This is a genomic window from Amycolatopsis sp. NPDC004368, assembly GCF_053602515.1.
In genome coordinates this window covers 21,490-34,835 of the sequence record NZ_JBSGDT010000015.1, presented here as the reverse complement: position 1 = coordinate 34,835, position 13,346 = coordinate 21,490, and the positions used below count along the sequence as shown (strand labels likewise).

Sequence of the window (13,346 nt, the reverse complement as noted above, 5' to 3'; positions counted from 1 at the left end):
CGGCGTGGCGGAAGGTGGTCGGAAAATGCCGTTGATGCCCGTGACCGACTCGATGTTCCTGATGGTCGAGACCCGCGAACACCCCATGCACGTCGGCGGCCTGCAGCTGTTCCGCAAACCGGAGAGCGCGGGCGAGAACTACCTCAGCGACCTTCGCCAGAAGATGCTCGCCACGGACAACATGCGCAGCGTCTTCCGGCGCCGCCCCAGCCGTCCCGTGAACACCGCCGGGTACGTCCGCTGGGCCACCGAGGGCGAGCTCGAGCTCGACTACCACTTCCGCCACTCGGCGCTACCGCAGCCGGGCCGCATCCGCGAGCTGCTCGAGGTCACGTCGCGCTGGCACAGCACGCTGCTCGACCGCCACCGGCCACTGTGGGAGATCCACCTCATCGAGGGCCTGCAGGACGGCCGGTTCGCGATGTACTCGAAGATCCACCACTCGCTGATGGACGGCGTCTCCGCGCTTCGCCACCTGCAGGGCACGCTGTCCGACGACCCGAACGACCTCGACTGCCCGCCGCCCTGGGGCAGCCGGAGCAACGGCACCAACGGCAACGGCCACGCCCCGCCGTCGCTGTTCAGCCTCGCGGGCAAGACGTTCGACCAGGTCGCGGGCATCGCGCCGGCCGCCGCGAAGGTGGCGCGCGAGGCGTTCCGCGAGCACACGCTGACGCTGCCGATGCAGGCGCCGAAGACGATGCTCAACGTGCCCATCGGCGGCGCCCGCCGCTTCGCCGCGCAGTCGTGGTCGCTCGACCGCGTGCGCGCCGTCGCGACCGCCGCCGGCGTCTCCCGCAACGACGTGGTGCTCGCCATGTGCTCCGGCGCCCTGCGCGACTACCTCATCGAGCAGAGCGCCCTGCCCGACGCGCCCCTGATCGCGATGGTCCCCGTGTCACTGCGGCGCAAGGCCGACGCCGGCGAGGCCAGCGGCAACAACATCGGCGCCCTGCTGTGCAACCTCGGCACCGACCTGCCCGACCCGGCGCTGCGCCTGGCCGCGATCCACACGTCGATGACCAACGGCAAGAAGCTCTTCTCGGAGCTCACGCCGTTGCAGACGCTGCTGCTCTCGGGCGTGAACGTCGCGCAGCTGGGCGCGTCGCCGATCCCCGGCGTCGTGAACAACACGCGCCCGCCGTTCAACCTCGTGATCTCCAACGTCCCGGGGCCGCGCAAACAGATGTACTGGAACGGCGCGGCCCTCGACGGCATCTACCCCGCGTCGGTCCTGCTCGACGGCCAGGCGCTGAACATCACGCTGACCAGCAACGGGGACAACCTCGACTTCGGGATCACCGGGTGCCGCCGCAGTGTGCCGCACCTGCAGCGGATCCTGACGCACCTGGACACGGCGTTGGCGGAACTCGAAGGAGCGACGGGGGTCAAGTAGTCCCGCGATGGGTCCGGGGCTCGGCCGACCTCGATGGCGTCGGCGGTGAGCCGCTCGATCTCAGCCAAGCCCCCGGGCGTCGGCCATCGGTCGGCCGCCGTGCCGGCCTCGATGTTGCGGGATTCGCAGACACCGACACCACGCCTCGCTCACCGAATGACGTAGTTGCGCGGCCCTTTTCCCACCCGCCCGGAACCTCGACCGCAGCTGGCGCCTGACCGCGGTCGAGGTTCACCAACCTCGCGGCTCCCGTCAGGCGATGCCTTCGGGGCTCGCGCCGCCGACCGGGATGGCGTCAGCGGTGAGCCGCTCGATCTCGGCGAGGTCGTCGGGCGTCAGGTCGAGGTCGGCCGCCGCTGTGCTGGACTCGATGTTGCGGGGGTTGCGGGCGCCGACGATGGCGACGTGGACGCCGGGCTGCGCGAGCGTCCACGCGATGGCGAGCTGGCTCACCGACGCGCCGCGCTCGGCGGCGAACTTGGCGAGCCGGTCGACGACCCCCAGGTTGTGCCGCAGGTTCTCGCCCTGGAAGGCCGAGGACTTGGAGCGCCAGTCGGACTCCTCGAACACCGAGTCGGCCGTGAAGGTGCCGGTGAGCAGGCCGCTGCCGAGGGGGCTGTAGGCGAGCACGCCGACGTTGTGCTCACGCGCGTACGGCAGCGGGTCGGTTTCGATGCCCCGGCGGAACAGGTGGTACGGCGGCTGGAGTGTCTCCGCCGGCCGCGTCTCGTCGAACGCCGCGAGCTGGGCAGCGGTGTAGTTCGAGACGCCGACGTGGCGCACCTTGCCTGCGTCGACGAAGCCCTGCAGCGTCTCGGCGACCTCGGCTGCGGGCGTGAGCGGGTCGGGCCAGTGGATCTGGTACAGGTCGAGGTGGTCGACGCCGAGCAGGCGCAGGCTGTCGTCCACGCCCCGGGTGAGCCACTCGCGCCGTGAGTCGCGGGCGCGTTCGGCGCGGGGTTTCGTGCCGCCCTTGGTCGCGATGACGACGCTGTCGCGGTCGTGGTCGAGCGCGCTGCGCAGGGCCTTGCCCAGCAGTGCTTCCGACTTGCCGGCGCCGTAGGCCTGCGCGGTGTCGAAGAGGGTCACGCCGAGTTCCCGCGCGTGGCGGATCGCCGCGATCGCGGTGTCCTCGTCGAAAGCGCCCCACTGCCCGCCGAGCTGCCACGTGCCGAAGGCGATCCTCGACACCTCGAGACCGCTCCTGCCCAGGATCGTCGTCCGCATGAGCCCCAGCAGAACACACGGCCCGCCGCCGCGCAGGTGGGCGTCCCGGCCAGCGGATATCGAGTTGTGCGCGGTGTCCCGATGATCGGATACTCGCTCGCCGTGAGCCTCCTCGAGCCCCTGCGCGGACGCAGTTTCCGCGCCCTCGCCACCGGCCGGACCCTCGCGACCTTCGCCAACGCCCTCGCCCCGGTCGCGCTCGCGTTCGCCGTGCTCGACCTCACCGGCTCGGCCGTCGACCTGGGGCTCGTGGTGGGCGTGCGCTCGATCGCGAACATCGCGCTGCTGCTGTTCGGTGGTGTGCTCGCCGACCGGCTGCCGCGCTCGGTGATCATGCAGGGCACCGAGGTCGCCGCCGGGGTCACGCAGGGTGTGCTCGCGGTGAGTGTCCTTTGTGGATTCGCCTCGATCCCGTTCCTCGTCGGGCTCAGCGCGGTGAACGGCGCCGTCGCCGCCATCTCCCTGCCCGCCGCGGCGGCCATCACGCCGCAGACCGTCGAGCGGACGCAGCTCGGTCAGGCCAACGCCTTGATCCGCCTGTTCACCAACACCGGCCGCATCGCGGGCGCCGGCGTCGCCGGGATCGTGGTCGCGGTGGCCGGCTCGGGCTGGGCGGTCGCGGTGAACGCCCTGCTGTTCCTGGCGGCCGCGGTCGCCTACCGCGGGATCCGGCTGCCTCGCGGCGCCCGGATTTCCGCCGGCCACCCGATCGCCGAGCTGGTGGCCGGCTGGCACGAGTTCCGCTCGCGCGCCTGGGTGTGGATCGTGGTGGTGCAGTTCGCCTTCGTCAACGCCGCCGGCCTCGGCACGCTCACCGTGATCGGCCCGGTCGTCGCCGACGAGACTTTCGGCCGCACCGCCTGGGGCCTTGCCCTCGCCCTCGGCACGGCCGGCTCCGTGCTCGGCGGCGTCATCGCCGCCCACTGGCAGCCGCGGCGCGCGTTGTTCGTCGGCGTGGTGCTGGTGACCATCGAGGCCATGCCGGTGCTCAGCCTCGGTCTCTGGCCCGCCGTCGTGCCGTTCATGGTCGCGATGATCGTGTCGGGAGTGGCGCTGGAGCAGTTCAGCGTGGTGTGGGACGTGTCGTTGCAGGAGAACATCCCGGAGGATCGCCTCGCCCGCGTGTACTCCTACGACATGCTCGGCTCACTGGCCGCGATGCCGATCGGCCAGATCGCCGCGGGCCCGCTGGTCGATCACCTTGGCCGCACCCCGGTCCTGGTGGGGTGCGGCGTGCTCATCGTGGTGGCGACCATGCTCGCGTTGACCAGCCGCCAGATCCGTGGCCTGGTCCGCCGGGAACCGGTGGCCGCTACTTCGGGCGCACTGCCATGAAGTTGACGGCGTGCGCACTCATCACGACCTCGTCATCGGCGTTGATCAGCTCGATGTGCGTGCGCAGCAGCCCGCGGTCCGGCTTGGACTTCGACAGCCGCGCCTCCTCGATGGTCGCGCGCACGCGGAGCTTGTCCCCGGGCCGGACGGGCCGTGGCCAGCGCAGGTCGTCCATGCCGGGGCTGCCCAGGCTGGACACCGAGGACAGGAAGTGGTCCACGAACATCCGCATCATCACGCCGCAGGTGTGCCAGCCGCTGGCGACCAGCCCGCCGAACGGCCCGTGCTCCGCCGCCACCGGGTCGGTGTGGAAGCTCTGCGGATCGAAGCGGCGGGCGTAGTCGATGATCTCCGCTTCGGTGACCACCGCCTCGCCGAACTCGTACACCGCGCCCTGCGGGTAGTCCTCGAACCAGCGGTCGTCGATCGGCGTCGTGAACTCGGTCATGGCTGGCAGCTAACCACAGCAACTGTTCGCTCCGCAGCGAACAGTCAGCGGGCTATTCTCGGCCGATGGCGGCCGAACCGGACATCGCGCTCGTCGCGCAGGCGATCGGCGAACCCGCACGTGCGGCAATGTTGTTGCAGCTCATGGACGGCGACGCCCACACGGCTCGCAGCCTCGCGACCGTCGCGGGCATCGCTCCGTCCACAGCCAGCGCACACCTTCACCGGCTGTGCGACGCGGGTCTGGTGCAAGCGACGGAGTCCGGCCGACGACGGCTGCACCGCCTCGCCGGACCGCAGGTCGCCCAGCTCGTGGAAGCGCTCGCCGCGCTCGCCCCGCCCCGACTGCCGGCGAGGCTGCAGCCCGAACCGCCGACGGACGAGCTGTTGGAGGCCCGCGCCTGCTACGGCCACCTCGGCGGCCGGCTCGGTGTCACCATCGCGACGCGGCTGCGCGAAGACGGTGTTGTCGACACGCTGGACCCCGGCGAGACCGGCGCCGTGCGAACCTTCCGCCATCCGCTGCTCGTCGCGCTTGAGATCACCGGCACCACGGGCGCCCCAGCTGTCCGCGCCTGCCTCGACTGGTCACACGGCAGCGTCCACCTCGCCGGGGCCCTCGGCACAGCGCTGCTGAGCGGACTGCTCGACGCGGGCTGGCTGCGCCGCCGCCCGACCGGACGAGCCCTGCGGATCACCCGAACCGGTCACGACCACTTGGCCCGCTGGGGTTTCCGGTAGCTAGCGGCCGGGTGAGCGCGGCTCGGGCGCGACGTCGCGGTGGCCGTCGAGCTTCCACCAGCTCTCGAGGGTCTGCCGCAGCGCCTTGAGCAGCTCACCGCCCGTTTCCAGTGGGACCAGCGCCGCGGGGCCGTCGTCGATGCGGAGGGCGGCCGAGAGACGGTCGTCGTGCTCGATGAGGCCCACGATCACGCGGGTGGGTTGACCGGTCATGTCGACTGTGGGGATCGCCTGTTCGTAGCGCCAGCCCGTGGAATGCACGCGGGAGACCCTGGCACAGTTTCCGGTGGTCGCGGCCGGAGTTCACCCCAACGTGGGTCGCGTCAGCGCGCCACCCAGGGGCGGACCTCTTCGAGCAGTTTGGCCACGGCCAGCACGAGGTCGTCGGAGTGCCGCGGGCCCACGATCTGGAGCCCCACGGGCAAACCGGACGACGTCCGCCCCGCCGGGACGCTGATCGCCGGCTGCTGCGTCATGTTGAACGGGTAGGTGAACGGCGTCCACTCCGGCCACTCGCTCAGCCCGCTGCCCGGCGGCACGTCGTACCCGGCCTCGAACGGCGGGATCGGGATGGTCGGGGTGATCAGCACGTCGTAGCGCGTATGGAACTCGCCCATGCGGATGCCGAGCGCTGCGCGTTCCGCGGTGGCGTCGAGGTAGTCGCTCGCGCTGAAGGTCTTGCCCTTCTCCCACACCCGGCGCAGGCCCGGGTCCACGCGGTCCTCGCTGCCGGGCGGGAACGAGTCGAGCAGCTTCGCCGCGCCGGTGGACCACAGCACGTCGAACGCCGGCTTCGGGTCCTCGAACCCCGGGTCGGCCTGCTCGATCTGCAGCCCCGCGTCGTCGAGCGCCTTCACGGCGGCCGCGACGATCGCCGCCACCTCCGGGTCGACGTCCACGTAACCGAGCGTCGGCGAGAACGCCGCGATCAGCCCGCGCACGTCGCGCCGCACGGCCTCGCGGAAGGTGGACACGGGCGGCGCCAGCGCGGCCGGGTCGCGCGGGTCGGGGGTGGCGATCACGTCGAGCAGCAGCGCGGTGTCGTCGACACTGCGCGCCATCGGGCCGGCGTGCGAAAGCGGGCCGAACGGGCTCGCCGGGAACAGCGGAATCCGCCCGTGGGTCGGCTTCATCCCCACGATCCCGCAGAACGACGCCGGGATCCGCACCGAACCACCGCCGTCGGTGCCCACGGACAGCGCACCCATGTCCGCCGCGACGGCCGCCGCGCTGCCGCCGCTCGACCCGCCCGCGGTCATCGCCGGGTTCACCGGGTTGCGGGTGATGCCGACGAGCTCGCTGTCGGTCACGCCCTTCCACGCGATCTCGGGCGTGGTGGTCTTGCCCAGCACCACCAGGCCGGCCTCGCGCATCCGCGCCATCACGGGACTGTCCACGTCCCACGGCTGATCCACCGGGATGCTCGTCGAGCCCCGCCGCGTGGGCCAGCCGGCCGTGAGGAACATGTCCTTGATCGACGAGGGCACACCGTCCAGCCACCCGATCGGGTTGCCGTCGCGCCAGCGGAGCTCGGCCGCCTTCGCCTGTGCCAGCGCGCGGTCGGCGTCGACGAGGCAGAACGCGTTGAGGTCGCCGTCGCGTTCCTCGATGGCCTGCAACGCGTCCTCGGTCGCCTCCACCGGCGAGACCTCACCGGTGGCGTAGGCGGCGACCAGCTCGCTGGCGGTCAGTTCCCGGTGGCTCATCCGGCTGCTCCCTGAGATTCCGACTGAGATTCCGACGGCACGTATCCGAGCCGCTTGTCCACGACGTTGTGCAACGGCTCCCCGGCCACCCAGCGGCGGAAGTTCGCCGCGAACACCTCTACCAGAGTGGTGCGCCAGCCCAGGAAGTCCCCCGACATGTGCGGCGACAGCAGCACGTTCGGCATCGTCCAGAGTGGACTGTCGGACGGCAGCGGCTCGGTGTCGAACACGTCGAGGGCCGCACCGGCGATCTCGCCGCCGCGCAACGCCGCCACCAGGTCCGACGTGACCACCAGCTCACCGCGCCCCACGTTCACGAACCGCGCCGACGGCTTCATCGCCGCGAACGCCGCCGCGTCGAACATGCCCTTCGTCTGTTCCGTGAGCGGCGCGACGGCCACCACGTAGTCGAACGCCGGCAGGTGCTTCGCGAGCTGGGCCGAGTCGTGTACCTCTCCGAAGTCGGGGTCGCCCGAGCGTGGACGCCGCCCGGCCCCGGACACGCGCAGCCCGGCCGCCCTCAGCAGCCGCGCGATCGACCGGCCGATCGGACCCGTGCCCACCACGAGCACCTCCCGCCCGGCGACGCGTTCGGTCTCCCGGTGCTGCCACGTGCCGGCGCGCTGCAGGTCGAGCGAACGCGCGAAGTCCTTGGCGAAGGCCAGAACCACGCCCAGTACGTACTCGGCGATGGCGTCGTCGAACACCCCGCGCGAGTTCGTGAGCACCACGTCGCTCTCGATCAGCCCGGGGAACAGCACCGGGTCGACGCCCGCGCTCGCAATGTGCAGCCAGCGCAGGTCACCGGCCGCGTGCCAGGCGCCGGGCACAGCCGTGGAGAGGAAGTCGTAGACGAACAGCCCCTGTGCTCCGGTAAGCGCTTCGGTCAGTCCTCCCGCGTCGGTGTAACGAACCACCGCCGCCTTTTCGATAGCGGCCATGTCCGGTGGTGGAGCCGACCCGCACAGCACCGCCAGTACGGGAAATTCCGAGGCGATCACATTGACACCGTAAAAGTGGCTCGTATGATTGTCAACAATCCGAGGACGACCCCCGGAGCACCGGACGTGTCATCTGCACCGGCGTATTCCGGAGGCTGAACCTTGGATCTGGACATCCTCGCGTTCGAGGGCCCGCTAGCCCAGCGCGGCATCGGCGTGATCGCACCGTTCGACCTCGCCCTCGAACGCGAACTCTGGCGGTGGGTGCCGATGGAGGTCTCCCTCCACCTCGCCCGCACGCCGTACGAGCCCGTGCCCGTGAGCATGGAGATGGCGCAGCTCGTGAGCGACAGCCGCCACCTCGCGGCAGCGACGCGCGACGTGCTGCACGTCGAGCCCGAGGTGGTCGCCTACCTCTGCACGTCGGGCAGCTTCGTGAACGGCATCGACTACGAACGCTCCCTCACCAAGGCGATCTGCGACGCGGGCGCGCCCGACGCCGTGACGACCTCGGGGGCGCTGGCCGAGGTGCTGCAGCAGCTCGACCTGCACCGGATCTCGGTGCTCACCCCCTACGACGCCGACCTCACCGGCAAGCTCCACGACTTCCTCGCCGAGCTCGGCGTGACCACGGTGTCCAGCGACCACCTCGGCCTGGGCGGCGGCATCTGGAAAGTCAGCTACCGCACCATCGCCGAGCGCATCCTCGCCGCCGATCACAGCGACGCCGAAGCGATCTTCGTCAGCTGCACCAACCTCCCCACGTTCGACTTGATCGAGCCTCTCGAGGCCGCGCTGGGCAAGCCCGTGCTCACGGCCAACCAGCTGACCATGTGGGCGTGCCTGCGCCGCATGAACCTGCCGATCGTCGGTCCCGGCAAGTGGCTGCGGGAGGTCTCTTGACGCACCTGGCTAAGATTGTCGACAATCTGCTCATCCCGGAGGTTTCGTGACCACGATCGGCTTCATCTACCCCGACCACGCGGCCGAGGACGACTACCCGCTCGCCGAGCAGCTGCTCGGCGGCTCGGGCACCGACGAAGGCGACATCCGGCTGCCGGTCGAGCACATCTACGGCACTGACCTGCACGCCGTGCCCGAGCTGCTCGACCTCGGCAGCGAGGCCCGCCTCGCCGACGGCGCCGCCCTGCTCGCCAAGCACGAGCCCGACGCGGTGATCTGGGCCTGCACGTCCGGCAGCTTCGTGTACGGCTGGGACGGGGCGCGCGACCAGGCCGACCGCCTCGCCGCGGTGTCCGGGGTCCCGGCATCGAGCACGTCGTTCGCCTTCGTGCACGCGGCGCAGGCCCTCGGCGTGAAGCGGGTTGCGGTGGCCGCGAGCTATCCCGACGACGTGGCGCGCCTGTTCGTGGACTTCCTCGCGGCCGGCGGCATCGAGGTGCTGACGATGGCCAGCGCGGGCATCGACACCGCCGCCGAGGTCGGCCGGCTCGAGCCCGAGGCCGTGGTGCGCCTGGCCGTGGAGAACGACCACCCGGAGGCCGACGCCGTGCTCGTGCCCGACACCGCGATGCGCACGCTCGGCGAGATCAACGCCATCGAGACCGCGCTCGGCAAGCCCGTGCTCACGGCCAACCAGGTGACGATCTGGGAAGGCCTGCGCCTCACCGGCACGACCCGGCTGGTGCGTTCGCTGGGCGCGCTGTTCCGGGTGAGGAGCTGAGCCGTGGTGGTGCTGCCCGACATCGAACCCGTGAGCCGCGAGTCGACCGCCGCCGTGATCGCGCGCCAGCTGCGCGACGCGATCATGACCGGCGCGCTGCCTCCCGGCACCCAGCTCGGTGAAACCGATCTCGCCTCCCGCTTCCAGGTCTCGCGCGGCCCCCTCCGCGAAGCGATGCAGCACCTCGTGTCGGAAGGCCTGCTGCGCAGTGAGCGCCACCGCGGCCTGTTCGTGATCGACCTCGAGCCGAGCGACGTGTTCGACATCTACCTGGCGCGATCCGCCGTCGAGCGCGCCGCCCTGCTGTGCGCCCTGCGCGGCGACCGCGAGCACATCGCGAACGTGCTGGAGCAGGCCGTGGCCGCCATGGCCGCCGCCGCGAACGACGACGACCCGACGGCGCTCTCGACCGCCGACCTCGCCTTCCACGAGGCCCTCATCAACGCCTCCGGCAGCAAACGGCTCGTCCGCATGGCCCGCACGCTCCTCATCGAGACGCGCATGTGCCTGACACTGCTGCAAAGCACGTACCAGGGCGTGGAAGACCGCGTGGACGAACACACGCGCATCATCGACGCGCTGCGCACCGGCGACGCGGAAGCCGCGCTGCGTCTGCTGGACGCCCACATGGACGACGCGATCGGCCGTCTGGTGCCGGGAACCCGCCTGACGGAGGGCGAGGCCGAAGCGCCGGCACCGGCCTGACACCGGCGAGGCGAAGCGCGGGCGCAGGCGGGACGCCACCCGCCGCCACAAGGGTTCAGCCATCGGCCCGCTCCCCCAGCACCGGCTGCCCACCGAGACCGTCGCGATAGGACGGTGACCACGGGAACCGGCCGGCCTCGTCGGCGTGGACCAGCTGGAGCGCGCGGACGTCCGAACCGTAGAGCGACGCCGCGATCGACAGGTGCGTGGCGGGCGAGGTGAGCGCGACCACCTCGATGGAAGGCAAGCCCCGCAAGGAAAAGACCTCACCGGGATGCGGTGGGCCGGAGGCGAAGGACCGGTCGGCGAGCGCGCTCAGCACCAGGACGGCCGGGTGCGGAGGCAGGCCGGTGACCACGAGTTCCGGCAGCCCGTGGGCGGTCAGCCCGACGGTGTACGCCCAGGGCGGCCGGGAACCCGTTCCCAGCACGCCCTGGACGCACCAACCGAACTCCTCGATCCGGTCGATGATCTCCGCCAGGTACCGCGGTCTGTCTTCGCATTGCTCGCACATCGGTGGTCCCCCTCGTGAAGCGGACCGGCGGGTGCCGGTCGGTCGAGGAGAAGTGAAGCGGGGAGCACCGACGAAAAATCAGCGGAGCGCTTCGGCCACCGCCGTGCCGAGGCGAGTTGTGGTAGCGGTGCCGCCGAGGTCGGGGGTGAGCTCGGCGCCCGCGGTGAGAACCTCGTCGACGGACGTGCGGATCGCTTGCGCGGCACCGGGTTCGCCCAGGTGTTCGAGCAGCATCGCGCCCGCCAGGATCTGGGCCACCGGGTTGGCGATGCCCTGGCCGGCGATGTCCGGAGCACTGCCGTGGACCGCTTCGAACATCGACGGAAAGTCACCCGATGGGTTGATGTTTCCGGACGGTGCCATGCCCAGTCCGCCCGTGATGGCGGCCGCCAGGTCGCTCAGGATGTCGCCGAAGAGGTTCGACCCCACGACCACGTCGAGCTTCTCGGGCGCCTGCACCATCCGCGCCGCGAGCGCGTCCACGTGCATCTGTCCACTTTCGACATCCGGGTACTTCGCCGCGACCTCGGCGAAGATCTCGTCCCAGAACGGCATCGAGTGGATCAGCCCGTTGGACTTCGTCGCCGACGTCACGCGCGAAGAACGCGTGCGCGCCAACTCGAAGGCGTACCGGATGATCCGCTCCACACCGACCCGCGTGAACACCGATTCCTGCAGCACGAACTCGTCCGGCCGGCCGGAGTTGTGCCGGCCGCCGATCGACGAGTACTCACCCTCGGAGTTCTCGCGGACGATCACCATCTCCAGCTCGTCGGCCGACCGCCCCGCGAGCACCGACGTGGTGCCCGGCAGCAGCCGCACCGGCCGCAGGTTCACGTACTGCTGGAACGCGCGCCGCAGCGGGATCAGCAAGCCCCACAGGGAAACGTGGTCCGGCACGCCCGGGAACCCGACGGCACCCAGCAGGATGCCGTCGAACGCGGCCAGCTGCGCCACGCCGTCGTCCGGCATCATCGCGCCGGACTGGGTGTAGCGCTCGCAGCTCCAGTCGAACTCGGTCCACGACAGGGAAAAACCGTGCCTCGCCGCGGCCGCGTCCAGGACCTTGCGCGCCTCGATCGTGACGTCGACGCCGATCCCGTCGCCCGGGATGCTCGCGATGCGGTACTCGCTCACAGGCTCACCGCGATGTACTTCGTCTCGAGGAACTCCTCGATGCCCACCGTGCCGCCTTCACGCCCGAGCCCAGACTGCTTGACGCCACCGAACGGCGCCGCCGGGTTCGACACGATCCCCTGGTTGAGCCCGATCATGCCGGCCTCGAGCCGCTCCGACACCCGCAGCGCACGCTTCACATCGTTGGTGAACACGTACGAAACCAGGCCGTACTCCGTGTTGTTGGCCTCCGCGATCACCTCGTCCTCGGTGTCGAACGGCGTGATCGGCGCGACCGGGCCGAAGATCTCCTCCGACGCCATCCGCGCGTCCACGGGCACGTCGGTGAGCACCGTGGCCTGGTAGAAGTGCCCCGGCCCGTCGACGGTCCCGCCGCCGGTGAGCACCCGCGCGCCCCGGTCGGTGGCGTCCTTGACCAGCTCGGTCACCTTGCGCACGGCGGCTTCGTCGATGAGCGGACCGACGACCACGCCGTCCTCGGTGCCCCGGCCCATCGCCAGCGCCTGCATGCGCTCGGTCAGCCGTCGCGAGAACTCCTCGGCCACACCGCGCTGCACGTAGAACCGGTTGGCCGCGGTGCACGCTTCGCCGATGTTGCGCATCTTCGCCTGCATCGCGCCCTCGACGGCGGCGTCGAGGTCCGCGTCTTCGAAGACCAGGAACGGCGCGTTGCCACCCAGCTCCATCGACGTGCGCAGGACCTTCTCCGCGCACTGCTCCAGCAACTTGCGCCCGACCGCGGTCGAGCCGGTGAACGACAGCTTGCGCGCGCGTCCGTCGCGGATCAGCGGCTCCATCACGCCACCCGCGTCGGTGGTCGTGACGACGTTGAGCACCCCTTCGGGCAAGCCCGCTTCGACGAGGATCGCGGCCAGCGCGAGCATCGACAACGGCGTCTGCGCGGCCGGCTTGATCACCATCGTGCAGCCGGCGGCGATGGCCGGGCCGATCTTGCGCGTGCCCATCGCCATCGGGAAGTTCCACGGCGTGATCAGCAGCGTCGGACCCACGGGCTGCTTGGTGATCAGGAACCGGCCGACGCCGTTGGGCGCCACCGCGTAGCCGCCGTCGATGCGCACGGCCTCTTCGGCGAACCAGCGGAAGAACTCGGCGGCGTAGGTGATCTCGCCGGCGGCCTCGGCCAGCGGCTTGCCCATCTCGAGCGTCATCAGCAACGCCAGCTCGTCGCGGCGCTCGATCAGCAGGTCGTAGGCGCGGCGGAGGATCTCGCCGCGCTCGCGGGGCGCGACGGCGGCCCAGCCGGCCTGCGCCGCGACGGCCGCGTCGAGCGCCGCCATGCCGTCCTCGGCGCCGGCGTCGGCCACCTCGCACAGGGTGGTGCCGGTGGACGGGTCCTGCACCTCGAAGGTCTTCCCGCTCTTCGCGGGCACCCACTTACCGCCGATGAAGAGGTCCTTGTCGACCGCGCCGACGACGCCGGCTTCAGTGATCGCGCTCATCCAGCTTGCTCCTCCGTGTTGTCCCGAGGGCCATGCTATGGATATTGTCAACA

At 70.9% G+C, this 13,346-nt stretch carries 14 protein-coding genes; 6 read left to right on the top strand and 8 right to left on the bottom strand.

Going from position 1 to position 13,346, the window contains the following annotated elements:
* Positions 1 to 25 precede the first annotated feature (25 nt).
* Entirely contained in the window at positions 26 to 1,396 is a 1,371-nt protein-coding gene (locus ACWEOE_RS21470) for a WS/DGAT/MGAT family O-acyltransferase (RefSeq protein WP_452011788.1), read from the top strand.
* A 252-nt stretch (positions 1,397 to 1,648) separates the two neighbouring features.
* Here the strand turns inward: ACWEOE_RS21470 and ACWEOE_RS21465 are convergent, their stop codons facing one another.
* Complete coding sequence (locus ACWEOE_RS21465; protein ID WP_452011786.1) at positions 1,649 to 2,623, bottom strand: aldo/keto reductase; 975 nt, start codon at positions 2,621 to 2,623, stop codon at positions 1,649 to 1,651.
* 81 nt (positions 2,624 to 2,704) lie between these two features.
* Here ACWEOE_RS21465 and ACWEOE_RS21460 point away from each other — a divergent pair, with 81 nt between their 5' ends.
* Entirely contained in the window at positions 2,705 to 3,958 is a 1,254-nt protein-coding gene (locus ACWEOE_RS21460; RefSeq protein ID WP_452011784.1) for an MFS transporter, read from the top strand.
* Here the strand turns inward: ACWEOE_RS21460 and ACWEOE_RS21455 are convergent.
* Positions 3,936 to 4,406, bottom strand: coding sequence for a MaoC family dehydratase (locus ACWEOE_RS21455; protein WP_452011782.1), 471 nt, complete (start codon positions 4,404 to 4,406; stop codon positions 3,936 to 3,938). The two genes, ACWEOE_RS21460 and ACWEOE_RS21455, sit on opposite strands and share 23 nt — an antisense overlap.
* 65 nt (positions 4,407 to 4,471) lie before the next feature.
* Between ACWEOE_RS21455 and ACWEOE_RS21450 the strand changes: the two genes are divergently transcribed.
* The gene (locus ACWEOE_RS21450; protein WP_452011779.1) at positions 4,472 to 5,146 is read left to right on the top strand and encodes an ArsR/SmtB family transcription factor; all 675 of its coding nucleotides are present in this window, start codon (positions 4,472 to 4,474) and stop codon (positions 5,144 to 5,146) included.
* On the opposite strand, the gene ACWEOE_RS21445 is transcribed toward ACWEOE_RS21450, so the two are convergent.
* From ACWEOE_RS21445 to ACWEOE_RS21435, 3 genes are all read right to left on the bottom strand, one after another.
* Positions 5,147 to 5,359: a hypothetical protein gene (locus tag ACWEOE_RS21445; RefSeq protein WP_326565849.1), complete on the bottom strand. Its 213-nt coding sequence runs from the start codon at positions 5,357 to 5,359 to the stop codon at positions 5,147 to 5,149.
* Between the two features lie 110 nt (positions 5,360 to 5,469).
* On the bottom strand, positions 5,470 to 6,852 hold the full coding sequence (locus ACWEOE_RS21440) for an amidase (RefSeq protein WP_452011776.1): 1,383 nt from the start codon (positions 6,850 to 6,852) through the stop codon (positions 5,470 to 5,472).
* A complete protein-coding gene (locus ACWEOE_RS21435) occupies positions 6,849 to 7,793 on the bottom strand; it encodes a D-2-hydroxyacid dehydrogenase (RefSeq protein WP_452011774.1) in 945 nt (314 codons plus the stop codon). The genes ACWEOE_RS21440 and ACWEOE_RS21435 overlap by 4 nt, the downstream gene beginning before the upstream one ends.
* A gap of 162 nt (positions 7,794 to 7,955) precedes the next feature.
* On the opposite strand from ACWEOE_RS21435, the gene ACWEOE_RS21430 reads away from it, so the two are divergent.
* Genes ACWEOE_RS21430 through ACWEOE_RS21420 form a run of 3 tightly spaced genes read left to right on the top strand, consistent with a single transcriptional unit; the run spans position 7,956 to position 10,182 of the window.
* Complete coding sequence (locus tag ACWEOE_RS21430) at positions 7,956 to 8,696, top strand: maleate cis-trans isomerase family protein (RefSeq protein ID WP_452011772.1); 741 nt, start codon at positions 7,956 to 7,958, stop codon at positions 8,694 to 8,696.
* 46 nt (positions 8,697 to 8,742) lie between these two features.
* Positions 8,743 to 9,477: a maleate cis-trans isomerase family protein gene (locus ACWEOE_RS21425; RefSeq protein ID WP_452011770.1), complete on the top strand. Its 735-nt coding sequence runs from the start codon at positions 8,743 to 8,745 to the stop codon at positions 9,475 to 9,477.
* 9 nt (positions 9,478 to 9,486) lie between these two features.
* A complete protein-coding gene (locus ACWEOE_RS21420; protein ID WP_452012154.1) occupies positions 9,487 to 10,182 on the top strand; it encodes a GntR family transcriptional regulator in 696 nt (231 codons plus the stop codon).
* A gap of 55 nt (positions 10,183 to 10,237) precedes the next feature.
* On the opposite strand, the gene ACWEOE_RS21415 is transcribed toward ACWEOE_RS21420, so the two are convergent.
* The 3 genes from ACWEOE_RS21415 to ACWEOE_RS21405 form a co-directional block, all read right to left on the bottom strand.
* Positions 10,238 to 10,696, bottom strand: coding sequence for a DUF4262 domain-containing protein (locus tag ACWEOE_RS21415; RefSeq protein ID WP_452011768.1), 459 nt, complete (start codon positions 10,694 to 10,696; stop codon positions 10,238 to 10,240).
* A gap of 78 nt (positions 10,697 to 10,774) precedes the next feature.
* On the bottom strand, positions 10,775 to 11,833 hold the full coding sequence (locus ACWEOE_RS21410) for a tartrate dehydrogenase (RefSeq protein ID WP_452011765.1): 1,059 nt from the start codon (positions 11,831 to 11,833) through the stop codon (positions 10,775 to 10,777).
* A complete protein-coding gene (locus tag ACWEOE_RS21405) occupies positions 11,830 to 13,293 on the bottom strand; it encodes an NAD-dependent succinate-semialdehyde dehydrogenase (protein ID WP_452011762.1) in 1,464 nt (487 codons plus the stop codon). The genes ACWEOE_RS21410 and ACWEOE_RS21405 overlap by 4 nt, the downstream gene beginning before the upstream one ends.
* Positions 13,294 to 13,346 lie beyond the last annotated feature (53 nt).